Annotated in this window: 21 protein-coding genes and 4 tRNA genes; 8 read left to right on the top strand and 17 right to left on the bottom strand. The window is 69.8% G+C overall.

Features of this window, described 5'->3' with window-relative positions:
* Nucleotides 1–1,038: 1,038 nt before the first annotated feature.
* From AB0H42_RS14150 to AB0H42_RS14115, 8 genes are all read right to left on the bottom strand, one after another.
* On the bottom strand, nucleotides 1,039–2,229 hold the full coding sequence (locus tag AB0H42_RS14150) for an aminoglycoside phosphotransferase family protein (RefSeq protein WP_357054928.1): 1,191 nt from the start codon (nucleotides 2,227–2,229) through the stop codon (nucleotides 1,039–1,041).
* Nucleotides 2,230–2,379: 150 nt separating this feature from the next.
* Nucleotides 2,380–3,639, bottom strand: coding sequence for a cytochrome P450 (locus AB0H42_RS14145; protein ID WP_357054925.1), 1,260 nt, complete (start codon nucleotides 3,637–3,639; stop codon nucleotides 2,380–2,382).
* 166 nt (nucleotides 3,640–3,805) lie between these two features.
* Nucleotides 3,806–5,176, bottom strand: a complete 1,371-nt coding sequence (locus AB0H42_RS14140; protein ID WP_357054922.1) for an AMP-binding protein — start codon at nucleotides 5,174–5,176, stop codon at nucleotides 3,806–3,808.
* Nucleotides 5,169–5,771, bottom strand: coding sequence for an energy-coupling factor transporter transmembrane protein EcfT (locus AB0H42_RS14135; RefSeq protein ID WP_357054919.1), 603 nt, complete (start codon nucleotides 5,769–5,771; stop codon nucleotides 5,169–5,171). Before AB0H42_RS14135 ends, AB0H42_RS14140 begins: the two co-directional genes overlap by 8 nt.
* Nucleotides 5,768–6,448: an ABC transporter ATP-binding protein gene (locus tag AB0H42_RS14130; protein ID WP_357054916.1), complete on the bottom strand. Its 681-nt coding sequence runs from the start codon at nucleotides 6,446–6,448 to the stop codon at nucleotides 5,768–5,770. The genes AB0H42_RS14135 and AB0H42_RS14130 overlap by 4 nt, the downstream gene beginning before the upstream one ends.
* The gene (locus tag AB0H42_RS14125) at nucleotides 6,445–7,572 is read right to left on the bottom strand and encodes a thiolase family protein (protein WP_357054912.1); all 1,128 of its coding nucleotides are present in this window, start codon (nucleotides 7,570–7,572) and stop codon (nucleotides 6,445–6,447) included. Before AB0H42_RS14125 ends, AB0H42_RS14130 begins: the two co-directional genes overlap by 4 nt.
* Nucleotides 7,569–8,690, bottom strand: a complete 1,122-nt coding sequence (locus AB0H42_RS14120) for a synthetase (RefSeq protein ID WP_357054909.1) — start codon at nucleotides 8,688–8,690, stop codon at nucleotides 7,569–7,571. The genes AB0H42_RS14125 and AB0H42_RS14120 overlap by 4 nt, the downstream gene beginning before the upstream one ends.
* Nucleotides 8,683–9,267 (bottom strand): biotin transporter BioY, encoded by a 585-nt coding sequence (locus AB0H42_RS14115; RefSeq protein ID WP_357054907.1) that lies wholly within the window; start codon nucleotides 9,265–9,267, stop codon nucleotides 8,683–8,685. Before AB0H42_RS14115 ends, AB0H42_RS14120 begins: the two co-directional genes overlap by 8 nt.
* Before the next feature lie 224 nt (nucleotides 9,268–9,491).
* Here AB0H42_RS14115 and AB0H42_RS14110 point away from each other — a divergent pair, with 224 nt between their 5' ends.
* Nucleotides 9,492–11,837: a molybdopterin-dependent oxidoreductase gene (locus tag AB0H42_RS14110; protein ID WP_357054903.1), complete on the top strand. Its 2,346-nt coding sequence runs from the start codon at nucleotides 9,492–9,494 to the stop codon at nucleotides 11,835–11,837.
* Between the two features lie 168 nt (nucleotides 11,838–12,005).
* Here the strand turns inward: AB0H42_RS14110 and AB0H42_RS14105 are convergent, their stop codons facing one another.
* Nucleotides 12,006–13,106, bottom strand: a complete 1,101-nt coding sequence (locus AB0H42_RS14105) for a CapA family protein (protein ID WP_357054900.1) — start codon at nucleotides 13,104–13,106, stop codon at nucleotides 12,006–12,008.
* 381 nt (nucleotides 13,107–13,487) lie between these two features.
* Nucleotides 13,488–13,559, bottom strand: a tRNA-Val gene (locus AB0H42_RS14100).
* Between the two features lie 315 nt (nucleotides 13,560–13,874).
* Between AB0H42_RS14100 and AB0H42_RS14095 the strand changes: the two genes are divergently transcribed.
* The 3 genes from AB0H42_RS14095 to AB0H42_RS14085 all read left to right on the top strand — a co-directional run bounded on the left by AB0H42_RS14095 (nucleotide 13,875) and on the right by AB0H42_RS14085 (nucleotide 14,138).
* Nucleotides 13,875–13,947 (top strand) — tRNA-Gly (locus AB0H42_RS14095).
* 44 nt (nucleotides 13,948–13,991) lie between these two features.
* Nucleotides 13,992–14,062: transfer RNA gene (locus AB0H42_RS14090), tRNA-Cys, on the top strand.
* Between the two features lies 1 nt (nucleotide 14,063).
* Nucleotides 14,064–14,138: transfer RNA gene (locus AB0H42_RS14085), tRNA-Val, on the top strand.
* Between the two features lie 66 nt (nucleotides 14,139–14,204).
* Here the strand turns inward: AB0H42_RS14085 and AB0H42_RS14080 are convergent.
* A complete protein-coding gene (locus AB0H42_RS14080) occupies nucleotides 14,205–15,311 on the bottom strand; it encodes a hypothetical protein (protein WP_357054897.1) in 1,107 nt (368 codons plus the stop codon).
* A gap of 219 nt (nucleotides 15,312–15,530) precedes the next feature.
* Between AB0H42_RS14080 and AB0H42_RS14075 the strand changes: the two genes are divergently transcribed.
* On the top strand, nucleotides 15,531–16,751 hold the full coding sequence (locus AB0H42_RS14075; protein ID WP_357054894.1) for a hypothetical protein: 1,221 nt from the start codon (nucleotides 15,531–15,533) through the stop codon (nucleotides 16,749–16,751).
* A gap of 70 nt (nucleotides 16,752–16,821) precedes the next feature.
* On the opposite strand, the gene AB0H42_RS14070 is transcribed toward AB0H42_RS14075, so the two are convergent.
* The gene (locus AB0H42_RS14070) at nucleotides 16,822–18,036 is read right to left on the bottom strand and encodes an FAD-dependent monooxygenase (protein WP_357054891.1); all 1,215 of its coding nucleotides are present in this window, start codon (nucleotides 18,034–18,036) and stop codon (nucleotides 16,822–16,824) included.
* Between the two features lie 78 nt (nucleotides 18,037–18,114).
* On the opposite strand from AB0H42_RS14070, the gene AB0H42_RS14065 reads away from it, so the two are divergent.
* Nucleotides 18,115–18,699 (top strand): helix-turn-helix domain-containing protein, encoded by a 585-nt coding sequence (locus AB0H42_RS14065; RefSeq protein ID WP_357054888.1) that lies wholly within the window; start codon nucleotides 18,115–18,117, stop codon nucleotides 18,697–18,699.
* Nucleotides 18,700–18,740: 41 nt separating this feature from the next.
* Here AB0H42_RS14065 and AB0H42_RS14060 read toward each other — a convergent pair whose 3' ends face one another.
* The 3 genes from AB0H42_RS14060 to AB0H42_RS14050 form a co-directional block, all read right to left on the bottom strand.
* The gene (locus AB0H42_RS14060; protein WP_357054885.1) at nucleotides 18,741–19,655 is read right to left on the bottom strand and encodes a hypothetical protein; all 915 of its coding nucleotides are present in this window, start codon (nucleotides 19,653–19,655) and stop codon (nucleotides 18,741–18,743) included.
* A gap of 149 nt (nucleotides 19,656–19,804) precedes the next feature.
* Nucleotides 19,805–20,758 (bottom strand): LysR family transcriptional regulator, encoded by a 954-nt coding sequence (locus tag AB0H42_RS14055; RefSeq protein WP_357054882.1) that lies wholly within the window; start codon nucleotides 20,756–20,758, stop codon nucleotides 19,805–19,807.
* Between the two features lie 7 nt (nucleotides 20,759–20,765).
* Nucleotides 20,766–23,303 carry an FAD-dependent oxidoreductase gene (locus AB0H42_RS14050; RefSeq protein WP_357054879.1) on the bottom strand — a complete coding sequence of 846 codons (2,538 nt, stop codon included), beginning with the start codon at nucleotides 23,301–23,303 and terminating at the stop codon, nucleotides 20,766–20,768.
* A 175-nt stretch (nucleotides 23,304–23,478) separates the two neighbouring features.
* Here AB0H42_RS14050 and AB0H42_RS14045 point away from each other — a divergent pair, with 175 nt between their 5' ends.
* Nucleotides 23,479–24,012 (top strand): GNAT family N-acetyltransferase, encoded by a 534-nt coding sequence (locus AB0H42_RS14045; protein WP_357054875.1) that lies wholly within the window; start codon nucleotides 23,479–23,481, stop codon nucleotides 24,010–24,012.
* Nucleotides 24,013–24,034: 22 nt separating this feature from the next.
* On the opposite strand, the gene AB0H42_RS14040 is transcribed toward AB0H42_RS14045, so the two are convergent.
* Both AB0H42_RS14040 and zapE read right to left on the bottom strand, forming a co-directional pair.
* The gene (locus AB0H42_RS14040) at nucleotides 24,035–24,844 is read right to left on the bottom strand and encodes a tyrosine-protein phosphatase (protein ID WP_357054872.1); all 810 of its coding nucleotides are present in this window, start codon (nucleotides 24,842–24,844) and stop codon (nucleotides 24,035–24,037) included.
* Between the two features lie 161 nt (nucleotides 24,845–25,005).
* Complete coding sequence (gene zapE / locus AB0H42_RS14035; RefSeq protein ID WP_357054869.1) at nucleotides 25,006–26,022, bottom strand: cell division protein ZapE; 1,017 nt, start codon at nucleotides 26,020–26,022, stop codon at nucleotides 25,006–25,008.
* A 35-nt stretch (nucleotides 26,023–26,057) separates the two neighbouring features.
* Between zapE and AB0H42_RS14030 the strand changes: the two genes are divergently transcribed.
* A complete protein-coding gene (locus AB0H42_RS14030) occupies nucleotides 26,058–26,822 on the top strand; it encodes a pyrimidine reductase family protein (RefSeq protein WP_357054866.1) in 765 nt (254 codons plus the stop codon).
* The last annotated feature ends 10 nt before the right edge of the window (nucleotides 26,823–26,832 follow it).

The following is a 26,832-nucleotide window of genomic DNA, read 5'->3' as shown; positions in this document are numbered from 1 at the left end:
AGTCGGGCACAGACCGCGAACCGGCATCTCGCGGTGAAGCAGGTCCTCGGCACGGCAACGAGCCGAGTTTCAAACCATCGCTATGGTATTGGTAAAGGCTCAGCAAAGCTTAAGAACTGGACCTCGCATCCGGCGACACCGCCACCACGAAGGCCGAACCGCAGCGATCCCACTATCGGAACCAGTCGAACGAGCAGACTCGACTACCAGAATACTGTTGAAAACCCATGCAGGACAGCTGATCGAAGAACGATGAACAGTGATCGGGCGAACCCTTCCGATACACCGTCACCATTATGCCCGCGGCGTCCCATAGATATGAGATGCCACAGTCCAGCTCCACACATAGTAAAGAACTACCCAAACTCAGCAATAGAGCTAGCGAGACGAAAATGACAATCGCTACCCAAACGATACGTGTCATTGCGATGCGGTGACGTGCGGCGCCCCGGAAGCACCCTCGGGTGACCGAGCCGGCGACACGCGCGTCACATCAATGAATCGACATGACTCTATCGAACAAAGCTGAGTCCTGAACAGCGGAAACACAATATTTGCCGCTAATCGACCACAAAGGGCCGCAGGACCACGGTGGTGCTGCCGGGACGACCGGCGGACGACCGCCGCCCGGGCCGCCGCGGCGGTATTCCCGTCGGCGTGTCGGACCGGGGCATCGAGTACACACCGGATACGGACGATCCCGAACGTGTCCGGCTCACTTCCGGCCTACCAAGGAGTTTTCACGCGCGGAGATCTCCTACCGCGTGGCGGGCGGTCTACGCGCACCCGGGAGGTGCGCCGCTCGACCGCCGAGTTCGCCCCCTGCACACCGCCGTCGACAGCGGCTACGACGGTGGCCGGGGCGCCCCCGAGCAACTGACACTCGGCCACGCGGAGCGCTACCTCGAGCCGGTCCGACGTCGGATCCGGCAGCAGCACAACGAGATCCGTCGCATACGCGGAATGTGCCCGACCCCGCCCCGGCCGGGCCGCCGGCGACCGGCCCCGGGCCTGAGCCGGGCCGGTCGCGCCCGCGGGCTACTCCGCCAGACTGTCCAGCGACTCCAGATCCGCTACTGCCTGCAGGATCCGCTCGAAGTTCGCGAGGCTGATATCGCGGGGCTGCATATCGGGCTGCATCCGGCCCTGTCCCAGGGTGCCGACCCAGGCGAAAACGCCCTGGAAGGTTTGCTGCCGGTACTGCAACCACGCGGCGTCGAACGCGATCGCCGCGCCACCCGCGGCCCGCAACCGGTCGAGGTAGTACTCCAGCAGGTCGCGCTCCCATTCCCGGCGTTGTTCCACGGTCAGCGCGGACATGATCGCGTACGCGAAGTCGGCCGCCCAGTTCCCGCGCAGGGTGCACTGCCAGTCGTAGAGGCCCATCCGGCCGTCACCGGTGACGTACCAGTTGCCGGCGTGCACATCGGCGTGCAGCAGGGTCTGCGGGGTGCGCTCGTGCAGCGCCATGGCGCGGAACAGACCGGGCCACAGCTCGTCCTGCCGGTTACGCAGTTCCGGCGGGATCGCCTCGGCGCCGCGCGCGAGCCCGGTACGGAACATCCGGCCGGTATTGATCATGTTGTTCATGGTGGTGTGCCACTGTGCACCGGTGAGCAACCAGCCGAAATCACTGCGCAGCCGCGGGCTGTCCCAGTACGCGCCGTGATAGATCGCCAGCTGCCCCACCATGTCCTCGGCCATCGCCTTCTCCAGCACCCGAGTGAGCGGGTTGCCGAAGGTGGCGCCCTTGGTGGCCACGACATCCTCGAGCACGAACAACGAGCGGAAGGACCGCGGATCGAAGGCGGCGTGATACGCCCAGGGCGCCTCCAGCTCGAGTTCGGGCCTGATGTGGCGATAGAAGCCGGACTCGTTCCCCAGCAGTTGACACAGCCCGCACACCACTCGCATCGTCAGCGCCGCGGTGGATTTGGTGAACAGCTCGGTCGGCAGACCGGCAGCCACCCCGGCCTCGTTGTACCGGACGGTGAGCCCCCGTCGCGACGAGGTGCCGTTACTGCCCGCGGTGAGCGTGAACGACTCCACCCGCGCCTGCGGATGCTGCGCGCACAACGCGGCGGTGAGCCACTGTTCGGTCAGCAATTCGGGCGCGGCCGGTACCTCGGTGAGCTCGGTGGGAGACGTTCTGCGGATCACATCCCGCAGGTAGTGCCCCGCAATCCGCGTGGTGAGCCCTGCCGCCCTGCCCTTTTCCCGAACCGACACCTCGACCACCCGAACCCTTCACACATCGAAACTTCTCGCTCTGCACGATAATCGGTGCGCCGACCGGCGCGCTCCCCACTGTGGCGACGGCCGCCGAGCACCGTGCCTGCGTGGCACCGGCGCGGCACCGCGAGCGCCGGCGCCACCGTGCTACACGCTCGCGGGCCGCAGCGGCGCGGACGCGGGAAACGCCACCGGCAGCGCGGTGAGCGATCGATGGAACGGTCCCGGCCGCCAGGTCAGTTCGGCGGCCGGTACGGCGAGCCGGATCTCGGGCAGCGCGTCCAGCAACTGATCGATGGCGTCCTGCGCCACCAGGTAGGCCACCGATTTCGCCGGGCAGGAATGCGGTCCGATACTCCACGACAGATGCGATCGGTTGTCGGTGTAGGCACCGGTAGCGATCGCGGGATCGTTGTTGCAGCCGGCCATGCTGATCACCACGGGCTGATGCGCCGGCAGCCACACCCCCTCGATGAGGATCGGCTGCCGCGGGAACGAGACCGAATAGTTGGACAGCGGCGGATCGGTGAACAGCACCTCGTCCAGCGCGTCCCGGGTGGACAGGCTGCCACCCAGGATGCCGCCCGCGAAACGTTCGTCGGTGAGCATCAGCCGCAGGGTGTTGACGATCAGGTTCTGCAGCGGTTCGATCCCCGCGCCGTAGAAGCTCAAAACCTGGTGCAGCATCTCCTCGTCGTTCAGATCGGCCGGATCCGCCAGCAGCCGGGTGACCACGTCGTCCCCCGGTCGGGACCGCTTCAACCCGACCAGATCCGCCATGGCCCGGCCGAACATCATATTGCCGGCCTCCGCGTCGACACCCTCGAACATCGCGGCCATCCCGGCCGCGGCCCGCTGGCCGATTTCGGCCGGGCACCCCAGCATGCTGTTCACCACCGCGAAGGTCAGCGGAAACGCGTACTGGCCGATGAGCTCGGCGGATCCGGTGCCGCAGAAGCTGTCGATCAGCGGGATCGCGATCTGCTCGACGGTGCTGTGCATCCCGAAGAGATCCACGCCGTCGATCCCGGCGACCGTCGCCCGGCGGTAGCGCGCGTGCTCGGAGCCCGTGCTGCGGATGGCGGCCGGACGCCACTCCAGCATCGACCGCACCGGGCAGTCCCGCGGGACGTCCTGCTGCCAGATCCGGGAATCCGCGGGGAAGTGCGCGGGATCGTTCAGGATCCGCAACGCGGTGTGGTAGCCGATGACCAGGGTCGCCGGGACCCCGGGCGCCAGTTCGACCGGTACCAGCGAGCCGTACCGCCGCCGCATATCCTGATAGGCACGCTGCGGCGTGGTGGCGATCTCGTCGGAGTACAGGGGGACACGAGGCCCGGTGCTGTTCTGGGGTGAGCCGAGGGCGGCCGGGATCCCCGGGAGCGCGGTGGGACGTGCGGAATTCACAGAGTTCTCCAGTCACGGCGGTGGCTACTCGACGCCCCGTGCGACTCGACCGAAGTCCCGGCTACGTCAGGGACGCGAGATTACCTGGCGCACGGCGGTTCTGTGCTCCTGGGTGGGTGCCGCACCCAGCGTGGCGGGTCGCCGTCGCGCGCCGGCCGGCGCGGTGTCAGCCGAACAGGGCGGTCAGCGCGGCGCGATCCACTTTGCCCCGCGGCGTCCGCGGCAGCCGGTCCACCACCCGCACTCGATCCGGCATGCTCGGGGCCGGCAGCACCGCCCGCAGCCGCCGCCGGATCTCCTCGGAGCCGGGCGCGTCGCCGGTGACGACGACGGCGGCCACCGGCACCTGACCCCAGCGCGCGTCGGCGAGTCCGACACAGACTGCCTCGGTGACCCCGGGGATCGCGGTCAGCGCGGCCTCGACCGCCGCCGGCTCCACATTCAGGCCGCCCCGGATGAGCATTTCGCCGTCGCGACCGAAGAGCCGTAACCTGCCGGCCGCCAACGCGCCACGATCGCCGACCGAGAACCAGCCGTCGACCGGGCCGCTTACCACACCGTCCTCGGTCAGGTACCCGGTGAAGACCATATCGCTGCGTACGTGAACGAGACCGTCACGGATCTCCACCTCGACTCCGTCGAACAGTTCCCCCGCCGCACTGTCGTCGGTATCGCCGAGGCCACGGTCGAACGAGACGAAACTCAGCTCCGAGGCCCCGTAGAAATGGGTGAGCGCGGCATTCGGCAGTACCTCTCGCAAGGCCGCCCGGCCCGGCCGCGGCCAGCGCGCCGCCGAGGAGAGCACCTCGCGCACACTGCCGACCGGCCCCGCGCCCGAACGCACCACGTCCCAGGCGATGGCGGGGACCGAGTACAGATGGGTGGGGTCATCGGCCAGCGCCGCGGTGACCGGACGCAGATCGACCGTCGCGCCCCGGGTCAGCGCGTGCAGCGCGCCGTAGAGGAAATGCGTGTGATCGAGTACACCCGGCGTCGAGACCCGGTCTCCCCGTCCGATATCGAAGGTCGCGTCGGAGCGGTCCAGGGTCGCCGCCCACGATCGCTGATCCCGGACGAACAGTTTGGGTTCACCGGTGGTGCCGGAGGTGATCCCCACCAGTAGTTCGCTGCCGGGATCCGCGCGTCCGCGGGGCCCGTCTGTTTCCAGTTCCACCGCGGTGCGGATCGTCCCCGTCCAGCCGAGCCGGCGCAGCAGCCGATGATGTCCGGCGGCGGCGCACACCTGCGCGGGACGGGACAGCGTCAGGACCCGGTCCAGCTGCCGTGGCAGCAGATGGCGGTGCAGCAGCACCACACCGACCCCGGCGTACATCGCCGCCGCCACGGTGACCAGTGAGCCGATATCGGAGGTGGGCAGTACCGCCACCCGGTGCGCGCCGGCCAGACCCGCGGCGGTACGGGTGACCCGCTCCAGGAATTCACCGTAGGTGGCCTGTTCGCGGGCGGCGACGACGGCGGTCGCCGCCGGATCCCGGGCCGCCTGCCGCGCGATCCGCTCGGCGAGCAGTTCAGTCATCGTCGACTCCGCGGGCGGCCAGCGCGTCGCCCATCGCGTCGGCGGTGCGTAGCGCCCGGACCAGCACCGGCGTGGCGAGGGCGGTCACCGACCACTGCAGTCCGCGCGCGCGCCGGGCGTCCGCCACCTCCCGGACGATCCCGGCCAGCAGCGGCACACAGCGGATCGCCAGCGCCAGCAGCAGGCCGATACGTTCGGGATCGACGCCGAGACGGCGCAGCGGGCCGAGCCCCCTGGTGACGGCGTCCAGCATATCGGTGACCCGGGTGGTCAAGGTGACCAGCGCGGCCAGCGCCACCGAGATCAGCAGCAGCCCGCACACCACCGTGGCACGCGCGGGCGAGGTCGTCAGGACCTGGACCACCGCGATGAACACCAGCATCCACACCACCGGTCGCAGCTGGGCCAGCGCCACCCGCCACGGGATCCGGGCGAGCGCGAACACCGCGGCGACGCCGAGCGCGACGCCACCCACCTGCGCGGGTGTTCGCACGAGCACGGTCGCCGCCACGATGATCGCGACCAGCGACAGCAGTTTCACACCGGAGGGCATCCGGTGCAGGAGCGAGTGGCCGGGAAGGTACAGCCCGATCACTCGATCAGCTCCCGATAGGCGGGGACGGCCGCGGCGGGGGTGCCGTCGAAGACCACCGCGCCCTCGTCGACGACGATCACCCGTTCGAAACTGTCCAGCAGTCCGAGCTGATGGGTCACCACGATCACCTGCTGGTCCACCGAATCGAGTGCCGCGGCGACGGCGCGGGCGTTGCGCAGGTCCAGCAGCGTGGTCGGCTCGTCGGCGACGATCACCTCCGGGCGCCGGATGAGGACGGCACCCAGCGCCAGCAACTGCTTCTGCCCGCCGGAGAGGAGATGGGACGGATGTTCGGCGTGGGCGGCGAGGCCGAAGCGGTCCAGTATCTCGGCCACCCGCCCGGCGATCTCCGGTTTGCTCAGGCCTGTGCGCCGCAGCGAGAACGCCAGATCCTCGGCGACCGTCGGCATGACGATCTGGGAGTCGGGGTCGGTGAACACGAACCCCACCTTGCGGCGTACCCGGGCGCCCTTCTTCGACGCGTCGACACCGTCCACGGTGACGGTGCCCGAGGTCGGGGTCAGCAGGCCGTTGATCATGCGGGCCAGGGTCGATTTCCCGGACCCATTGGCGCCGATGATTCCGACCCGGCGCTCGGTGATCCGCAGATCCACTGCGCGCAGGACCCGGCGCTCACCGTAGCGGTGGCTCACCGCATCGAAGACGATCTCGCTCATTGCATCCGCTCCACGAGTACGGCGATCCCCTGACCACCGCCGATGGCACAGGCCGCCAGTCCGAGGGCGGGCCCGTCCGGTCGTAACATCTGACTCGCCAGCCGCACCAGCAGCACCGCGCCGGAGGCACCCCAGGGATGACCCATGGCGATCGCGCCACCCTCCGGGCAGAGCACCGCTTCGTCCAAGCCCAGTTCGTCGGCCACCGCCAGCACCACCGAGGCGAAGGCCTCGGTGATCTCCACGATGCCGAGGTCGGCCACCGAGTGACCGGTGCGGCGCAGCACCTCCCGGATCGCCGGCACCGGTCCCAGCCCGGGCAGCGCGGGATCCGAGCCGCACACCGCCGAACCGAGGATCCGCAGGGCGGGCAACCCGGCCGCGCGTGTCTCGCTCGTCACGGCCAGCACGGCGGCACCGTCGGAGATCCCGCAGGAATTGCCCGCGGTCGCGGTGCCGTCGGCGCCGAAGCTGGGCCGCAGCCGGCCCAGCCGCTGCGCGGTCATTCCCGGCCGGATGCGCTGGTCCCGGCTCACCCCCGCGACCGGTACCAGCTCCGCGCCGAAATCGGTGACGGTGGCGCGGGCATGGGAGCGCGCGGCGTAGGCGTCCTGCCGTTCCCGGCCGATACCGCGGCGCCGGGCGAGATCATCGGCGGCGACGCCCATATCCGGGTCCGGAAAACCTTCGGGCGCGAACGGCGCGCGGGTGTAGCGCACCGGTTCCCGCTCCGGCTCCGGCGGCCAGAACCGCCACGGCGCGGTACTCGCGGATTCGACGCCACCGGCGAGGATCAACCCGTCTACGCCGCTGCGTACCCGCAGCGCGGCCTGCATCACCGCGTCCAGCCCGGAACCGCACTGCCGGTCCACGGTGACGCCGGGTACCTGCGTTCCGAGCCCGGCCCGCAGCGCCGCGACCCGGGCCGGATTCCCCCCGGGGCCCAAACAGTTGCCCAGCACCACATCGTCGATCTCGTCGTCCAGCCCGGCCGCGCGCACCTCTTCGGCGACGGCCCGCAGGACCGGGGCGGCCAGCTCGGTGACGGTCAGTCCGGCGAACGCGTGCCCGGCCGTACCGATCGGGGTGCGCCGGGCGGCGACCAGAACAGGAACAGCACTCACGCCAGCAAGTCTTTCAACCGGCCCCGGGCGACCTTGCCCGCGGTCGTGGTGGGAAGTTCACCGACCCGCACCCAGCGCCGCGGCACCGCTTCCCGGCTCAGCAGCCCGCGCGCCCGCCGCCGCACCTCTTCGATAGCGATGCCGTCCAATTGGACGGCCGCCGTGACGGTTTCGCCGAACACCGCATGCGCCGAACCGATCACCGCGGCCGCCACCACACCGTCGATACCGCCCAGTACCCGTTCCACATCCTCGGCGACGACGGTGGTACCGCCGACATTGATCACCGCCTCGCCGCGTCCCCGGACCGCGAGTTCCCGGTCGTCCCCGAGTACGGCCAGATCGCCGACACCGAACCATTCGGGCGCACCGAGCACCGTGTAGGGCGATCGGACGTAGAGCAACCCGTCGCGGATCTCGGCGTCGACCTCGTCGAGCAACCGCAGCGGTTCGGGGACCCGCCGGGCGGCGACCAGCGATACCTCGGAGGATCCGTAGTACTCGACGACGCGCAGATGACGGGCCGCCGCGAGCGCGCCGGGGTCGGCGGCGATACCGGCGACGACGGCGGTGCGCAATTCGGGCGCGATACGCACGACCTCGCGCAGTACCGCCGGGACGGCGTGCACGACGCCGGCGTGCCGTGGGTCGTCGGTGACACAGGCCCCGCACCACAGCGCGTGCAGGGCCCCGAACAGATGCATCGTCGCGTGCAGCGGGCCGGTGAGCAGGACCCGGTCGGTGGCCGTGACCCCGGTGAGCGCGGTGAAGGCCGGAAAACTGTCGTACCAGGAGGCGGCGGTGCGGGCCAGCGGCCGGGGTCGGCCGGTCGACCCCGAGGTGGCGACCAGCAGGAACGCCGAGGCCGGCCATTCGGTGCGGTCGGGGCGCGCGGCGGGGTCCTCCACGGCGACCGGGACACCGCGCCGTGCGGCCGCGCAGACGCAGATCAGCGCTTCGGCGACCGGAAGGGTGGAGGCGTCGTATTCACCCGGGCCCGGCTCGTGCCGGTCGATCCAGCGGTCGACGGCGCGGTCGAGTTCGGCGTAGCTGTACCGCTGCCCGCCGAGATCGAGCGCGGGCGCGTCGCCGGTTCCACCGAGTTCCCGGCTAGGCACGGATCAACCCGGGGTAGGCGCGGTGTACGCCTTTGGCCACCATCGTCGCGACGACCACCTTCAGCAGGTCACCGGGCAGGTACACGCCGTTCGAGGTGATCGCCGGCCACAGTGCGATATCGGTGCGCAGCAACAGTCCGAGGGTTCCGAAGAAGTAGATGACCACGATGCCGCCCGCCGCGTTGATCAGCAGCGCGGGCAGCACCGGGTACTTGGGCACGATCCGCGCCGTGAGCAGCCCGATGAACAGCGCCGCCGGGAGCCAGCCGACCAGATAGCCGGCGCTCGGACCGGCCAGCGCGGTCAGCCCGGTGCGGCCGCCCGACAGCAGCGGCAGCCCGATGATGGTCAGGGCGATGAAGACTGCCACGGCGGCCGTGCCCTTACGCGGTCCCAGCACCGCCCCGGCCAGGAGGACACCCAGGGTCTGCACAGTGATCGGCACACCGGTGAATCCGACCGTGATCGAACCCGGCAGGCCCAGCGCCGCGATCAACGCGGCGAATACCGCGATCTGTGCCATATCGCGTGCGGTGATACCGGGCCGCGGCCTCCGCTCGTTGTCGACACCGCTCACCGGGATACCTCCGCAATACCATGACTTGAACGACGTTCAAGATAGCAATCGCCGGGGAACCCGCCGAGGGGTCCCCCACGGTGGTCACCCGGGCCCGCGGCGGCCGGGCGCGCCCGGCGCACGGATCCCGCACCCCGTCACACCCCGCGCCCCGCTTCGAACAGCGACCCGGTCGTACGGTGATCGATGACCCGGATCGCCGTACCACCGCCCGAAGGACCACGATGACGCAGCCGCTACCGACCGCGACACACTGGGGCAACTATCTGATCGACCGCGCCGGCGACGGCGAACTCCGCGTCACGCCCACCGGGTCCGACCCCGACCCCTCGCCGATCGGCCGCTCGCTCACCGCCACCCACGACCCCGATCACCGGATCGCCCGGCCCGCCGTCCGGCTCGGCTACTACCGGGACCGCGAGCACAGCGACACCACGCGCCGGGGCCGCGAACCGTTCGTGGAGGTCGACTGGGACGAAGCACTGGATATCGCCGCCGGCGCCCTGCGGTCCACCCGGGAGCGAACCGGCAACCGCGCGATCTACGGCGGCTCCTACGGCTGGGCCAGCGCCGGCCGGTTCCACCACACCCAGGGGCAGATCCATCGCTTCCTGCGAATGTTCGGCGGCTACACCGCCTCGGTGGACACCTATTCGTTCGCCGCCGCCGAGGTCACGATCCCGCATGTGCTCGGGATGAACGCCTATTACGCGGCGCGGCAGTCCCCCACCACGGAGGAGATCGCGCGGCACTGTGCCCGCATCGTCTTCTTCGGCGGGGCAGCGGCGCGAAACGCCCAGGTCAACCCCGGTAGCTTCGGCGCCCACGGTTACCGCGACCACCTCGCGGCCCTCCGCGCCGCCGGCGTCGACACGATCAATATCGGACCCGTCCGCGACGACCTCGAGCCGGTACTCGCCGCCCGCTGGATCCCGTGCCGGCCGGGCAGCGATGTGGCGATCATGCTGGCACTGGTGCACACCCTCCTGACCGAGGATCTGCACGACCGGGCCTTCCTGCACCGCTACACCGTCGGTTTCGACCGCTTCGCCGACTATGTGACCGGGCGCGCGGACGGCGAACCGAAAACCCCGGAATGGGCGGCGGCGCTGTCGGAGGTACCCGCCGCCGAGATCCGGGAGCTGGCCCGGTTGCTGGCCCGGGAACGCTGTGTGATCGGGCTCCCCTACGCCCTGCAGCGCGCCGAACACGGGGAGCAGACCTATTGGACCGCCTGGGCGCTGGCCGCCGCCCTCGGCCATATCGGCCTGTCCGGCGGCGGCGTCCTCATGGGCACCGGCAGCGGAATGACCAACGGGATGCAGCGGCGCCGGCTGCCGTTCGAGATCGCCGCCCTGCCGCAGCCGCCGAATCCGGTCGCCGAGGTGGTGCCGGTGGCGCGCCTCACCGATATGCTGGAACGTCCCGGCGAGACCGTCGACTACAACGGCCGCGTTCTCACCTATCCGCACATCGACCTCGTCTACTGGGCCGGCGGCAACCCGTTCCACCATCATCAGGACCTCAACCGGCTACGCCGTGCCTGGACCCGGCCGCGGACGGTCATCGTCAACGAGATCGGCTGGACCTCCACCGCCCGCCTGGCCGATATCGTGCTACCCAGCACGGCCGCCCAGGAACGCGAGGATTTCGCCGCCGCGCCGGTCGATCACTGGCTCTCCCCCATGCGCGCGGCCCTGCCGCCCTACCGGGAGGCGCGCGACGACTACGCGATCTTCGCCGCCCTCGCCGACCGGCTGGGTTTCGGCCCGCGGTTCACCGAAGGCCGCACCGCGCGGCAGTGGGTGGAACACCTGTGGCAGATGACCGCCGACAACGCGGCCGCCGCCGGCATCACCCTCCCCGACTACACCGAGTTCCGGTCCGGTGCGCCGATCGACCTGCGTCCCCGGCTCCCCGAGAGCCGCCACGTACTCGAACGGTTCCGCGACGACCCGGACCGCTATCCGCTCAGTACACCGTCGGGCCGGATCGAAATCTTCTCCCGCACCGTCGCCGACTTCGGCTACTCCGATTGCCCCGGTCACCCCGCCTGGCTCCCCGCCCGGGAGTGGCTCGGCAGCCCCCGCGCGCAACGCTTTCCGCTGCACCTGCTCTCGCACCAGCCCGCGACCCGCCTGCACAGTCAGCTCGACTACGGCGCCACCAGCCGGGAATCCAAGATCCGCGACCGCGAACCCCTGCGCATGCACCCCGCCGACGCCGCCGCCCGCGCCTTGCGCGACGGCGATATCGTCCGCGTCTTCAATGACCGCGGTGCCCTCCTCGCGGGCCTCCGGCTCACCGACGCGGTCCGGCCCGGGGTCGTGCACATGGCCACCGGCGCCTGGTACGACCCCCTGGATCCCGACGACCCGGAATCACTGGACGTCCACGGCAACCCGAACACCGTCACCCTCGACATCGGCACCAGTTCGCTGGCCCAGGGGCCGTCGGTCAACAGCTGCCTGGTCCAGATCGAACGTTACGCGGGCGACCTCCCACCCCTGCGCATCCACCGGCCCCCCGAGCTGATCCCGGCCGCACAGGTCGACGACCTCCCCGAATGACCGGCCCACGGCCTGCCCAGCGTGATCGATTCGCCGGCGGAACACAAAGGCATGAACGTTGCCGAACGACAGCCGTTTCGAATCCACGACTTCGAGGGCCACTCGAAGTGGGAAACAATGCTCAACGACCGAGCTCACCCGATCACCTGCAATCCGGCTCTTCGAGCCTCACACCGCCGACCCGGCAGTCAGCAGATCGTCGGGCCCGATCTCGACCCGGGTGCCGAAACTGCGGCTGATCTCGGCAAGCCGAGTCCGTAGCCATTGTGTATCCGATCGCCCCGGGCGCTCGAGCCGGATACGACGGATACGGAGGGGCAGCATGCGCAGCACGGCCGGGCCGGCGGGACCGAGCGTGACGAGATACAGCAACCGCAGCTCGGGCCGGTAGGACTCGTGACCGCCGATGCCCTCGTAATCGTCGATCACATCACCGCACCCGTACAAGATGGGTTTGCCGCGGTAGATCTCGATCGGCCGGGGATGGTGCGCGGAGTGGCCATGCACGATATCGATACCGGCGTCGATGAGGCGGTGCGCGAACTGCCGCTCGCTCAGGCCGATTCCATACCCCCAGTTGGAACCCCAATGGACCGAGACGATGGTGAGATCGCCGGCACGCCGAGGGGCCGATAGATGCGCCGCGATATCGTCGGCGTGCCGCGCCGACGGGTGACCGATGCGCCGTACTCCGGGACGGCCGGTGGCGGCGGCCCAGTCCGAAGGAACCCCACTGGACCTGGTCGATACGGACTCGATCAGGACCCGGCGTCCGTCCGGTAGCGGCACCGCGGCGGGCTGTTGCGCCGCCGCGAGGTCGGCCCCCGCACCCGCGGCCCGGATACCCGCGCCGGCCAATGCGTCGAGTGTGTCCATCAATCCGCCGATACCGAAATCGAGGGCATGGTTGTTGCTCAACGCGCAGGCGTCGGGGGCGAACGCGGTGAGCGCCGGCAGGTTACCGGGCTGCATCCGATAGTGGATGGCTTTGCCGGGAGCGAAACAACCGTCCGCGGTAACCGCGGTTTCCAGATTGACCAGGCGTACCTCGGGCGCGAGCTCATCCAGCAGGCCCGGCACCTCACCCCACACCCAGTCGTAACCGCAGGGCCGCGGCATCGAGCCGTGGGCCCACTCTGCCAACTCGACGTAACGCCGGGCATCCCGGACCCAAGGCTCCCGCAGTTCCGGGGCACCCGGATGCGGCAGGATCTGATCCACACCGCGACCCAGCATCACATCTCCACCGAGAAGAACCGTGACCGTCATCACGGCACCGCCCAGTGCAGCACAGGTCCGGCCCATATTCCGACCATCCCGGCCCGGCACGCCCCCGAACCGACAACGAGCCGCGCCGGGGCGATCGCACGAGCCATCGGCTCCGCCCCGAAACCCATACCTGAAAGCTATCACCAGCTCTGCGGTGATTCAGGGCCGAGGCGCCGCTCGGGGTGGTCGACATGTTCAGATGCGCATATCCGGGTATCGGCACGTAATACCGCGAGCGGGAGCACTCCTCCACTTACGCCGCAGGTATCGAACTCCGAACCGGTGCGAAAACTGAACCCGAGGGTGCGGTAGCGGAAATCGGCGCGAGACGACAATCGCCCCCTACCTGCTGATTTACAGATAGGAGGCGATTACTTACTGTGGTCCCAGCTGGGATCGAACCAGCGACCTTCCGCGTGTGAGGCGGACGCTCTCCCGCTGAGCTATGAGACCGGGGGAACCGCTCGGGGGGAATTTCGATGCCCTCCGAACGAGTACGAACTTTAACACGCACCACCCGTTCGTCACCAAATCACCCGGTTGTCATTCATTCACCGGGGTCGGCCGGGGCCGCTACGCCCACCCGTTGACAGCGGAGTGCCGCGCCCCGGACGCACGAGTGGCACGACCCGCACGCCGGCAGCGGCGGAAAATGACAAGCTTGTAGTTTACCGGCATCTACCAGGCGATTTGTAGGTTTCGCCGAACGTCGGCTAATGTTCTGTCTCGCACCACGGAGGACGGAAACGGCCGCCGGGGATGCAGAATGCGGATGTAGCGCAGCTGGTAGCGCATCACCTTGCCAAGGTGAGGGTCGCGGGTTCGAATCCCGTCATCCGCTCGAGAGGTAGGGCCAGGCGCATAGAATGCCTTCCCCCTTTGCGCGGTGGAGTGGCCGAGTGGTGAGGCAACGGCCTGCAAAGCCGTGCACACGGGTTCGATTCCCGTCTCCACCTCGCGCGATTAGCTCAGCGGGAGAGCGCTTCCCTGACACGGAAGAGGTCACTGGTTCAATCCCAGTATCGCGCACCAGTTCATATCGGTTGAGAGGCACTTTCCGAACGGATCGGAAAGTGCCTCTACGGCTTTTCCGGGCGGCTACGCCGCATAACGGAGTATGCCCGCGATCTGCGTCTCACCGGGCAGGTCCTCGGCGCGCACGGCCAGAACCCGGCCACCGGTGAGCAGGACGCGACGGCTTATCTCGTCCAGGATGCCGGGCGCGTCGACCGGCTCCGGTTCGGCGAATGTGACCGCACCATCGGCGGATACGGCACCGGGCACCGACGCATCGATATCGACGAGCAGGGTGTCCACGGCACCCGCGGTGGCCGCGCGGGCGAGATCGGAGACATCGGTGGCGGCCCGGCCCTCGCTGCGCCGGCGGTCCAGCAGGTCGATCAGCTCGGACAGTTGCGCGGCGTAGTGGCGGTCCAGTACCGCACGGGAACGTTCGGCGAGTTCCTGGTCGGAGGCGTGCTCGGGGTTGCCGGAGATGCTTTCGGCGAGCAGGCCGTCGTAGCTGTTCACCGACCGGAACAGGGAGTCGATCGGTTCGGTGGCCGCGAGGATAAGCGGCACGTGGCGGCCGGACAGGAAATCGCGGAGTTCGGTGTCGATGGCGCGGGCATACTGGCGGGCCCGCATCTTGCGGCCCTCTTCCCCCTGAACACGGCGCTTCGGGGCCCGATCGCCCAGGCTCGATTTGCCGGCGTGCGCGGCCGCGTTGGCCGGCAGCCCGGGTATCCGCACCGTGTACGCCGGTTTATCGGCGGTGATCTCCACCAGCCGGACGCTGCCTTCGGCCAGAGCCAGGACGAACGCCGACTGCGGGAAGGTGACGGCGCGGAGCAGGCGTTTGAGATAGAACCGATCGCCCACCGTGACGGAGGCGTTCAACTCGTTGGGCACCCGGAAGGTGCGGATCCGCGTCGGTGTGGCGAGGGCGACCAGGGTGCGCGACTGGTAGCGCCAGAACTCGGCATCGTCGATGTGGACGTCGAATTCCTCCTCCAGGGCGGTCCGCGCCGCCGCGTCGGTGACCTGGTCGAGTGCCTGCCGGACCTGGTCCCAGAACGCGATCCGGTTGCGGTCCGGATCGGCCGCATCCGATTCGGTGGGGGTGTAGATCGATACGCACCAGTCGTCGGTGAGGGCGGCGAGCGCTTCGATCTCGCCGCGAGTCGGGATATCGGTGTGCAGCACGAAATCCTCCACATCGTGGGGTCGGCGCGCCGAATCCGGTGGAGCCGGGGATCGCGGCGGTGGGTCGTGGCGCAGGGCGAATACTCGGCAAACTTCATTAGAGCACAGGACGACCCCGGACAGTCGGTACGCGTCCACCGGGGTTGTCGGCGGGCGCGGTTAAGCTGACCCGCACGAACTCGAGCCGACCGGCCCGGCGGGTCCCGACAGGGGGTGTGTGTGCAGACGGAACCAGCCCGCGATGTGATGCCGGATGGTCCGGCCGCCACGGACACCGGGGAAACGTTCCCGGACGATCTCCGTGAGCATCTGTCCTTCGAACTCGAGGAGTGCGGCCACGCCCTGGCCGAGCTGGTGGACGATTACGCAGTCGACCGGGAACGGGCGGCAACGATCCTGCGACTGCGGCTCGGTATCACCGGGGACCGCCCCGAAACGCTCACCCGTATCGGCGCACGACTGGATTTCGCGCGGGACCGGGCCCGCCAGTTGCATACCAAGGCGGTCGGCGAACTGCTCCGGCACACGGCGCGCTCCGGACGGCTGCCGGTTCCCGAGTACGCCCGGCGCTACCCCGTGGGTACCCGGGATTCCGCGCTCACTCGCGCGCTGCTGGCCGAAACCTACGCCACCGATACCGATATCGCGGTGAACGACCTGTCCTACCTGAAGCTACGGCTGGCGGGGCATACCGCGGCCGACGCGAAACGGATCGCGGGTTTCGTCACCCAGCGCATCGTGGGCTGGCGCAAGAAGACCAACCACCTGCTGTCCCGATTGCGCATGGACGAGGAACCCGCCGGACCGCCGGCGCCCTGGCTCGACCGGATCGACTGGCCCACCGGAAACGGCTCGCCCGCACCGCTGCCCACCGGCCCGGCACGGACGTTCGATGTGGACGACGACGGTCGCGGCCGGTTCTACCTGTATAAACCGGGACGTGATATCGGTTTCGACTCCGGGCTCGAGGCCCGGCTCCTCCGCCTGCTCGACGCCGACGACCGGATTCGCAATTTCCAGGAATATCCCGAGGCCGTCGGGTACCGGATCGACGGCACGGAACAGGTGCACTTCCCGACCGTCGTCGCCGAACTCGCCGACGGGCGCCTGGTACTGATCGACGAACAACCCCTGGGGCATATCGGTTTCCATGTGAACCGGATGAAGTCCGCGGCGGCCCGCGCCCGGGCGCACGAGAACGGCTGGGGCTGGTTGCTCTGGACGGGCAGCCACCTCGGCGAACCGGAACTGGCGGCCCACCGGGTGCCCGCGGGCCTCGAGGATCGGCTCACCGAGCTGCTTACCGAGGGCCCGGTCCGGCTGCCCGCGCTACGGCAGGTGCGGGCGGATACCGGATTCGACACAGTGGACCTGATCGCGCTGGTGGTCCGTAACGAGTGGCGGTGGGATCGGGGCCCGTTCCGGTTGACCGCCGGGTAGCCAACGCAACATCCGGCCCCCACCCCGGCGGGGCCCGCTCGGTGCAGCGGCGCGGAAAACGCCGGGCCGCCTAGCGGTGCTGCCCGATAGGATCGGGCACGGTGAACGACGAGAGCGTACTGCTCGCGCTGCCGGACATCAGGCGGGCACGGAGCCGGCGCGGGAGGTGCGGGAGCAGGCGCATCGCCGTTTCGCCGACGAGCAGCTGGGCCCGGGAGCGTGGAATGCCCCGGCGCAGCACCGCGGGCGCGACCTCGCGACACCGCTGGGCGTACGCGTCGACCTGCGCGCGGTAGGCGGGAAAGGCCACCGCATGGTCGCCGCCGGCTTCGGCCAGGGCACGGGCGAGGAGGTAGGCACCGACCACGGCGAGCGAGGTACCGCCCCCGACCGCCGGTCCGGGTGCGTACCCGGCGTCGCCCACCAGCGCCACCCGGCCCCGCGACCAGGTGTCCAGCTGGATCCGGCTGACGGAATCGAGATAGAAATCCTCGGCGCGGTCCATCTCGTCGAGCAGCAGCGGGATATCCCAGCCCTCGTCGCGGTACTCGGCGCGCAGCAGCCGGCGCTGGGCATCGATATCGCGAGGGTCGTGCCGCGCTTCTTCGCCACGCCGGAACAGGAACACCGCACGTGCCAGGCCGGTCTGCCGGACCGGATACATCGCGGCGATCCGGTCCACGGCGTTGTACAGCAGTGTCAGCCCGGCGAGCTCCCGATAGTTCGGGAGGGTGCCCACCGCGAAGTAGGCGCCCAGATGCCGGCGCCAGCGCTCCTCCGGTCCGAAGACCAGTTCCCGGACCCTGGAATGCACACCGTCGGCACCGATGACCAGGTCGAACCGGGCCGAAGCACCACTGTCGAACGTTACCGCCACGCCGTCACCGTGGTCGGTGAGTTCGGCGATCGAATCACCGAAGCGGTAGTCGACCCGGCTACCGGTCGCCTCGTGCAGGATCGCCGCCAGCTCCCCGCGCATGATCTCGAGATGCCGCCCGTCGGCGAAAGCGTCCGAGATATCGCGCAGATCCACGGCGATGGGCCGTTTGCCCGGCCGTTCGAGCCGGAGCGCGGTCGATTCGGTACTCGCCTCCCGTAGCGGCCCGAGCAGGTCCATATGGTCCATCACTGCCGTCGCCGGGGCGAAGAGATCTACCGCGTGACCACCCAGGCCCAGCCGCGGAAAGGGGGCGCGCTCCACGACCACCGGTGTAAATCCGAACCGATCGAGCCAGTAGGCGAGAACGGGCCCGGCCACGCTCGCGCCGGAAATCAGGACGTCCATAGCGATCCCCTAATTTGTTTACTTATCGGTAGGTAAGTCAGTTTACTTACCGGGCGGTCAACACGCTAGGGTGAGGAAGTGCCGAGACCCCGATCCAGCGAAACCCGTGAGCGCATACACGCCGCGGCGCTCGAACTCTTCACCGCGCACGGTATCCGGGAGACGAGCCTGCGCCAGATCGCCGAAAAACTCGGACTCACCAAACCCGCGCTGTACTACCACTTCTCCTCGCGCGATGAGCTGCTGCGCAGCCTGGTACAACCGTTGTTCGACGATGCCGAGGCCGCCATCACCGCGGATGAAGCCCGCGCCGGCGGCGGCCCGGTGGACGCACGAGAACTACTCGGACGCTATTTCGACGTCTCCTACCGGCATCGCGCGATCACCGCGCTGCTGCTCCGCGATATCGCGCCGCTGGCCGAACTCGGTTTCCTCGATCGTGTCGTCGACTGGCGCCGTCGGCTCACCGCCCTGTTGGTCGGTCCCGACGCCGGACTCGGCGACCGGGCCCGCGCCATCGTCGCGCTGGGCGGCCTGGGCGACTGCCTGGTCCTGCTCGCCGATACGCCGGTGGACGAACTGCGCGTGGCCGCGCTCGACGCGGCGTGCGCCGCGCTGGACAGAAGACCGCCCGCGGCGGACTCGGCGGCCCCTACGCGCTGAACTCCGCCCGGCGGGAACGAGATCGGGCCGGGCGGTCGCCGTCAGGGTTTGACCAGCATGGTCGCCGCGATGAAGGTCGCGAGCAACAACATGACGAAAACCGTGATCAGCTGCCAGTTGTCGATGGTTTTGTGCAGACGCCGGATGGTGTCCTCCAACGCGCGATGTACCCGTCGCTCATCGGCGATCCGGCGATCCACCGCCGCCACCGCCTCGGCCTGCTCCCGGGCGCGCTGTGCCGTCCGCTCCATCCGGGCGACGGTTTTGGCGAGCTGCCGCTTCTTCTCGCGCACCGCCTGCCGGGCCACGGCCAGCGCGGTGCGCTGCGACATCAGTTCCAGACGTTGCTGTTCGAGCAGCAGTGCCTGGGTCCTGGTGTGCTTCTCCCAGTCGGTCACGGCCGCCCATCCTTTCTTCATATGATCGCGGTAACCCCACGCGACCTCGCCTGCCACCCACTCCCGCAGGAACTCCCGCAATTCGTAGGGCCGCGCGCTCGGCACGACCAAGCCGGTGGGACCGGTTTCCAGCATGCCGCTCACGGCGCGGTACTCACACGAGGCGGGCGCGAGATCGGCGATACCGAGGGCGGGCAACTGGGACACCCAGAAACCGGGCGCGCACAACCACAGCACCTTCGCGCAGCCCAGCACACGCAGCCGGTCCGTATGTTGTTGCGCGAGTTCCTGGGTCAGTGGGCCGGTGCGCACCTCGATCGCGCCTTGCTCGGTACCGCGCCGCCACCAGACGTCGACGGTGACCGGGCCGCAGCGCCGGTCCACCACCGCCTCATCCGCGCCGAACGCGAGCAGCCGGCTCGCCAGCCAGTACTTGAGTCGCTGCGCGTCCCACTGCGCCTCCACACAGCGCGCGCAGCCGCAACCGTACCCGGAGGTGGTCTGCTCCGCGGTGTCCGTACCCCCCGGACCGTCGGATATACCCAGGTCGGACAACATCGTCCGGCGCCCGCACCGAATATCACTCCGCCGCTTCGTCTGCATGCGACCACCCATCTAACCCGTCCCACCATGTCGGCCCGACACCACACCGACGTATTCCAGGGTGCTCCACAGAGGCCGGTCACCGCCAGGTTTCTGCCCAGCAGTTACCCAGATGGGACCCATGCAACCCTCACCCCCGGCGGTGTCCCGGTCACCGGATCGGCGGCTGTCAGCACCGAACGCACCAGGGTGCGCAGCCACGCGTGCGCGGGATCGGGGGTGTTGCGCGGATGCCAGGCCAGCGAAATCGTCACCTCCGGCAGCGGCAGCGGGATCTCGAACGCGCACAGCCCCAACGCCGGCAGCGCGGTGACCGCCACGACCGCGGGGGCCGGGCACACCGCGACACCGGAACGCACGGCGAGCAACGCCGTTGTCAGATCGGGGACAGTGGCCACGACGCGGCGGGTGCGGCCGTGCAGGGCGAGACGGTCGTCGATGGGGCCGCGGGCGATCCCGCGCGCCGAGATGCTGATATGGGCCGCGGCGGCGTAGGCGGCCACGGTCACCCGCTCGGTCACCAGTGGATGCCCGGGTGCGGCGACCCCGATCAACCGGTCTCCGCGTACCCGTTCCACCCGGGTCTGCGGATCCGCCTGCGCGATCACCCCGACCTGCGCGTCGATCCGGCCGTCGCGCAGCGCACTCGCCGAACCGGCCGTCTCGCCGGGCACGAACCGCAAGGTCACTCCCGGTGCCCGGGCCCGGACCTCGGTGAGCAGCCGGCCGGCGAGTTCGGGCAGCACCGCGTCGTCCACGTACAACGCGAACCCGCGTACCAGGGCGGTCGGGTCGACCGTATCGGGTTTCGCCAGCAGCGCCCGTCCCTGTTCCACCAGCGCGCCGACCTCGAACCGCAGCTCGAGCGCGCGCGGAGTCGGGACGAGCTGACGCCCGGCCCGGACAAGCAGCGGATCGTCGTAGACCCGGCGCAGCCGCGCCAGGGTACGGCTCATCGCCGGTGGCGAGGTGTTGAGCCGTTCGGCGGCCTGCGTGACACTGTTGGTCTCGAGCAGGGCGTGTAGGGCCACCAGCAGGTTCAGATCCAGATCCGGCACGGCCGGATCAGGTTCGTGAGGACGCGCCGGTGGCCTGTGCCTCGGGTTCGGGCGAAGCCGATTCCGAGTCGGCGGTTGCCCTGTCCGGCGTCTCCGGTCCGGCGGCAGGCGCCGTACCGGTGGCCCGCGCCTGCTCGGTGGTGTCGGCGGGCGCCGGCTCGGTGGCCTTGGGAGCCGATGGACCCGCAACTTCAGCGGGCGCCGTGTCACCGGCACCGGTAGCCGGTGACCGGTCGGCAGCCGAATCCTTACCCACCGTCCCGGCCGCCGGTGCCGGGTCGGGCTTCGCCGGGTGGGCGCGGTCCGATCCCGTGGTGGCCGTACCAGGTTTCGTCGCCTCCTGGGTGCCGGTCTCGGCGGCGGACGCGGATGCCGCGTCCGTCGGGGTATCGCCGAGTGTCCCCGGCCCGGGCGGCGGCGCGGAGGTCTCGGCCGCCGCGGCGGCTGCCGCGGCCTGGGCCGCACGCATATCGAGCCGGACCGTGGGACTGTTGGATCGTGCGGCGATACCGGCCGCGCGCTTTTCGGCCGCGGCCCGCCGGGCCGCGTCCCGGGCGACGTCCACCGCCGACTGTTGCGCTGCGGGGGGCGTCTCCGCGGGTTGCCCGTGGGGGGGCGCCGCGCTCTCCTGCTGCGGTGTGTTCGGTGGCTGCGGGGCGTTCACCGGCCACCGGGTGTTCACCGCCGCGGCCGCGGGCCGGGACTGGTGCACCGGTTGCGGAGGTTGCCCCGGCGCGGGTTGCGGTTGCGGAGGTTGCCCCGGCGCGGGTTGCGGTTGGGGAGGTTGCCCGGGCGCGGGCTGCGGGTCCGGGCCGGCCGGGTGCGCGGCGGGCATCGCGATGATCTTGGTCCGCTCGTCGGCGCCCGGAAGAGCCGACTCCGGCAATTTCACGGTCGGAGATTCCGAGGCCACGGGTCGCCCGCCGGACGATTCGGGGCGGGCGGCGCCGGTGTGGATCGGTTCGGTCGCACCGGTCGGCGGCGACGCCGGCTGCGGTGGCGACGCGGGCGGCTGTGGTGGCGACGGCTGCGCCGAAGGCGCACCGTAGGGAGCCGCGAGAGGCTCGGCCATGGGCCCCCGTTTCCGGCGCGACACCACCTTGTAGTCACCGGGCCGGGCCGGGCGCACCCACTGCGCGGTGCGTGCCGCGAAGGGCAACTTCACCCCGAGATCGGCGAGCAGTTCATCGATATCGCGCAGGGCGTAGGGCGTCACCGAGGCACCGTGCGCGTGGTGACCGCCGGTGTACTCGTGCATCCAGCGCAGGCGGGCCTCGATCCGCTCGCTCATCGTCTCCGCGGGCGGCAGGGACAGGCTCCTGGTGAGCAGGGCCGACGTCCAATGCGCGCCGACCTCCGCACCCACCGCGCTCAGCAGCGACGAGTTGTAACCGGCGAAGGTCAGATGTGGTACCTGCAACGGCAGGATCTGCCGGTACAACCGGAAATTACCGTGATCGTCGGTGAGCTGGCGCTGTACGTACGGAGTCAGGAACGGGACCCGCTGCTGGAAACCGGTGGCGCAGACGACGATATCCGCACGGACCAGCCGGCCGTCGGACAGTTCGGCATAGGGCCCGGCCTGGCCGCCGCCCAGCGCGGCGATCTCGGTTCCGCCGCACACGGTGATACGGCCGGCCGCGACCTGATCGGCGAAATCATCTGCGACCAGGCCGAACGCGGCCTCGTGGGCCTGGTCGAACCGCACCGGCGGCACCAGCCCCAGCTCCGTGGCCCGGGACCGCTGGGCCACCAGTGCTTCGATGAGATCGAGGTTGCTCTCCCGGAAGGAACGGCCCGGGCCACGCAGCAGACGCTCGACCCGGCCGGGCTCGGGATGCCGGAAATGGGCGGCACCGGTGCGGGTGAGCAACACCCGTTCGGCGTCCAGCCCGGGGGCCAGCCGGCGCGGCATCTTCCACAGCAGCCGGCGAGCCACCACCGTGGTCTCGGCGGCCACCCGGCTGATCTCGGTGGCCAGATCGCAGGCCGCGGCACCGTAGCCGACCACGACCACCGAGCGGTCGCGGACCGCGTCGACATCCAGGAACTGGGTGCTGTGGCCCAATTGGCCTCCGGCACGACCGAATTCGGTCATACCCGCGAAATCGGGGATCTCCGGTTCGCTGAATACGCCGTTGGCGATGACGAGGTGATCACAGGAGGTGCGGTGCACACCGTCGAGATCGCGTATCTCGAGCAGCCAGCCGCCGTCGACCGGATCGGCCGCGACCACTTCGGTGCGCAGCCGGAGGCGATCGGTCAGCCCGAAGGCGCGCACGTAGCTCGCCAAATACTCCTGCATCCGGGCTCCGTCGAGCACCCGCGGGTAGTCGGCGGGCATCGGATGGTCGGAGAAGTGGTAGGTGTACTTGCTGCTCTGCGCGCGTAAGCCCGGGTAACGGCGAGTCTCGCTCCACACGCCGCCGATATCGGGGGCTCGGTCGAAAACCTCGACCGCGAACCCATCCTCACTCAGGACCTTCGCGCAGACCAGACCCGCGATACCCGCACCGACGATCGCGATGCGGTTCCCGCTCCTCATGGGCGAGAGATTACGTCGGATGTGTCCGGCAGCAAAGCCGGAGGCTCTATTACGCCCATCGCCGCAGGTCGCGAGAGTCCCGCCGGAACCCCGGACCAGTTGATCGCGGGGCGGGCCGCACCTGCCGGACCAGCGGACACACCGCCGTGCCGTACCGCTGTGGTCTCATTGGGATATGACCACTGTCACCGTGGACCGGGCCGGACTGTGGGACGCCGAGGCGCTCAGCGATGTCGCCGCCGCGACCTTTCCGCTGGCCTGCCCGCCGGGTTCGGATATGGAAGATATCGAGGTGTTCCTGGCGGAGGTGCTCTCCGGGGAGCGGTTCGGCGAATATCTGTCCGATCCGGCGCGCACGGTCCTCAAAGCGGTCGCGGACGGCGAGATCGTCGGGTACGCCATCCTGCACAGTGGGCCGCCGTCCGACCCCGCGGTGGCGACGGCGGTAGCGCTCGATCCGGTGCTCGAGATCAGCAAGATGTACGTGCTGCCGGGCCAGCACGGCACCGGAGTGTCGAGCGCGCTCATGCACGCGGCACTGGAGCAGGCCCGCGGCGCCGATTACGCCGGTGTCTGGCTCGGCGTGAACCAGGAGAACCTGCGGGCGCAACGCTTCTACGCCAAATACGGCTTCGAGCAGGTGGGTACCCGGACTTTCACCGTCGGGCGCCAGCTGCACCACGACTTCGTGCTGCGACTCGAGTTCTGACCGCCGGCCCTCGCTCGCGGTCTCAATCCAGCATGCGCTGTTTCAGGGTGTCGATCTCCGCGGCGCTCAGACCCAAACCCTCGCTCACATAGCGGTCGAAACCGCCGTAGCTCACCGCGACCTGATCGAAGGCGGCGTCGAGCCACTCCCGTTGGACCCCGCCCACCGGATCATCGGACGCGGCGCCGCGGTACTGGTTGGACAGCAGATAGTCCTCGGTGATCGTGGCCCGATCCACCCCGAGCACCGTGAGCAGTACCGCGGCGGTCCAGCCGGTCCGGTCCTTGCCGGCGGTGCAGTGGAAGAGCACCGCGCCGGCCTCGGGCCCCTGCCCGGACGCCGCGATATCGCGTAGGACTCCGGCCACCGCCTGGTTCGCGCCCGGGGCGGTGATGAACGCCCGGTACAGGTCGCTGCCACCGGCGAGGGTCGACACGAGTTCCGGCAGTGGGGCGGCGCCGATCATGTCGTACCAGTTGGCACGCGCACCCGCGGGGATCCGGTCCGGGCCGATCGCGCGCTCGTAGACCGTGCGCAGATCGTCGACCGCACGGACCCCGAGCCGGCTCAGCTCCGCGAGGTCCGCGGGGGTGAGATCTTTGAGCTGATCGGTGCGGAACGCGATACCGGTGCGTACGGTGCGTCCGTCCACGGTGCGGTAACCGCCGAGATCGCGGGCATTGGGAGCGCCGGCCAGGTGGAGCGACCGGTCGACGGTGAGCACCTCGGCGGCCGCCGGCGCCGCGGTGACATTCGCCGCCGTGGCCGGGCCGAACGCGATCAGGGCACCGGTGAGGACAGCGGCCGATACGCGCGCCGAACGATGAACCATGAGCGGAACTCCCATCGTGCTCGCCGGCACCCCCGCGCGGCGTGCCGGACTCAGCAAACCAACCCCGGGGTCCGGGGTCAACCCGAAAACGGCGCGTCTCCGCACGCCGCGCGGGTCGGCGCCCGGCGGCCGGAAACGATCCGGCTACCGCCGGGCCGCACTCAGGCCGGGACCTCGAAGCGGGACAGCGCCAGCAGCCGGGAGATCGCCCGCAGATACTTCTTGCGGTAGCCGCCGTCGAGCATTTCCTGGGAGAAGATCTCGTCGAGTTTCGCGCCCGAGACGGTCACCGGGGTGCCCGCGTCGTAGAGCCGGTCGGCCAGGACCACCAGGCGCAGGGCCACCGCCTGATCGTTGACCGGATGCACGCCGGAGACGAAGACCGCGGATACCCCGTCGATCAACGCCCCGAATTTCGACGGGTGCAGGGTGCTCAGGTGGCCCAGCAAGGCGTCGAAATCGTCCAGCGTCGCGGCGGGGGTGGCCGCCGCCCGTTCGTTCAGCTGCGCGTCACTGCTGGGCTCCGGGGCCGGCGGCAGATCGCGGTGCCGGTAGTCGGGGCCGTCCACCCGCACCGTGTCGAAGATCGAGCCGAGCTTCTTGATCTCGCGCAGGAAGTCCTGCGCCGCGAACCGGCCCGCGCCGAGCTGCCCGGGCAGCGTGTTGGAGGTGGCCGCGACCGAGACGCCACTGGCCGAGAGCTCGGTGAGCAGCCGGGAGACCAGCATGGTGTCGCCCGGATCGTCCAGTTCGAACTCGTCGATGCACAGCACACTGTTGGCCGACAGCCGCTCGACCGCGTTGCCGAATCCCAGCGCGCCGACCAGGTTGGTGAGTTCACCGAAGGTGCCGAACGATTTCGGCGCGGGCGCGCTGTGGAAGATCGAGGCCAGCAGGTGGGTCTTGCCGACACCGAAACCGCCGTCCAGGTACAGGCCCGCGCCCTGCGTCGGTTTCTTCTTGCCGAAGAAGGATTTCTTCTGCGCGGCCTTGTGGATGGCGGTGACCTTCTCCGCGAAGGCTCGGGCCGAGGTGACCGCCGCGGCCTGGCTGGGTTCGTTCGGGTCGGGAATGTAGGTATCGAAACCGACCTCGTCGAACATGGGCGGCGGTACCATCTGGGCGACCAACTGGTCGGCGGGGACCTCCGGACGGCGGTCGACGAGGCGCATCGGCATGGACGTAGCCTAGTGACGTGGTATGAGCTGTTGGTATGCAGCGTATCCCCGATGCGATCCAGCTCACAGACCTCGACAACGACGCACTCGCCGATCTGTACGCCTATCCGGGCAGTCCGGACGACAGTTGGCTGCGGGTCAATTTCGTCTCCAGTATCGACGGCGCCGTCACCGGATCCGGCGGTGTGTCGGGTGCGCTGGGCACACCGGCGGACAAACAAGTGTTCCATCTGCTGCGCGAACTGTGCGACGTCGTCCTGGTCGGCGCGGGCACCGTACGCGCGGAGAACTACGGGGGCGCGCAGACCGACCCGGGCCTACGCCGGGAGCTGTTCACCCGGGGCATCGGCGGACATGCCGAGGGCGACCCGCCGCCGATCGCGATCGTGACCGCCTCCGCCGCGCTGGACCCGGACCATCGGGTGATCACCACCGCCCGGACCCCCACCCTGATCCTCACCACCGCGGCGGCGCCCGCGCAGCGGGTACGCGCCCTCGCCGACGCCGGAGCCGAGGTGATCGAGATCGGTGACGAGGTGATCGCGCCACGCGCGGTTCCGGAGGTGCTCGCGGCGCGGGGGTTGCGGCGGATGCTGTGCGAGGGCGGACCGCAGCTGTTCGGCTCGCTGGCCGCCGCGGGGGCGGTCGACGAACTCTGCCTGACCATCGCGCCGCTGCTGGTCGGCGGGGCGGCGCGCCGGATCTCGGTGTCGCACGAGGAATTCGGGATGCGGATGATGCCGGCGCATGTGCTGCTGGACCCGGACGGGACGATGCTCACCCGCTGGGTGCGCGCCTGAAACCCGGGCG

It is taken from the genome of Nocardia sp. NPDC050799 (assembly GCF_040654015.1).
Lineage (GTDB): Bacteria > Actinomycetota > Actinomycetes > Mycobacteriales > Mycobacteriaceae > Nocardia.
This window is presented reverse-complemented; position numbering and strand designations above follow the sequence as displayed.

Coding starts and splice junctions, on each gene's coding strand:
- AB0H42_RS14060 (WP_357054885.1), bottom strand. CDS start 19,655: ATGTTGTCCGACCTGGGTATATCCGACGGTCCGGGGGGTACGGACACC.
- AB0H42_RS14040 (WP_357054872.1), bottom strand. CDS start 24,844: ATGGTTCATCGTTCGGCGCGCGTATCGGCCGCTGTCCTCACCGGTGCC.
- AB0H42_RS14050 (WP_357054879.1), bottom strand. CDS start 23,303: ATGAGGAGCGGGAACCGCATCGCGATCGTCGGTGCGGGTATCGCGGGT.
- AB0H42_RS14045 (WP_357054875.1), top strand. CDS start 23,479: ATGACCACTGTCACCGTGGACCGGGCCGGACTGTGGGACGCCGAGGCG.
- AB0H42_RS14130 (WP_357054916.1), bottom strand. CDS start 6,448: ATGAGCGAGATCGTCTTCGATGCGGTGAGCCACCGCTACGGTGAGCGC.
- zapE (WP_357054869.1), bottom strand. CDS start 26,022: ATGCCGATGCGCCTCGTCGACCGCCGTCCGGAGGTCCCCGCCGACCAG.
- AB0H42_RS14070 (WP_357054891.1), bottom strand. CDS start 18,036: ATGGACGTCCTGATTTCCGGCGCGAGCGTGGCCGGGCCCGTTCTCGCC.
- AB0H42_RS14105 (WP_357054900.1), bottom strand. CDS start 13,106: ATGACGGTCACGGTTCTTCTCGGTGGAGATGTGATGCTGGGTCGCGGT.
- AB0H42_RS14140 (WP_357054922.1), bottom strand. CDS start 5,176: ATGACTGAACTGCTCGCCGAGCGGATCGCGCGGCAGGCGGCCCGGGAT.
- AB0H42_RS14030 (WP_357054866.1), top strand. CDS start 26,058: ATGCAGCGTATCCCCGATGCGATCCAGCTCACAGACCTCGACAACGAC.
- AB0H42_RS14110 (WP_357054903.1), top strand. CDS start 9,492: ATGACGCAGCCGCTACCGACCGCGACACACTGGGGCAACTATCTGATC.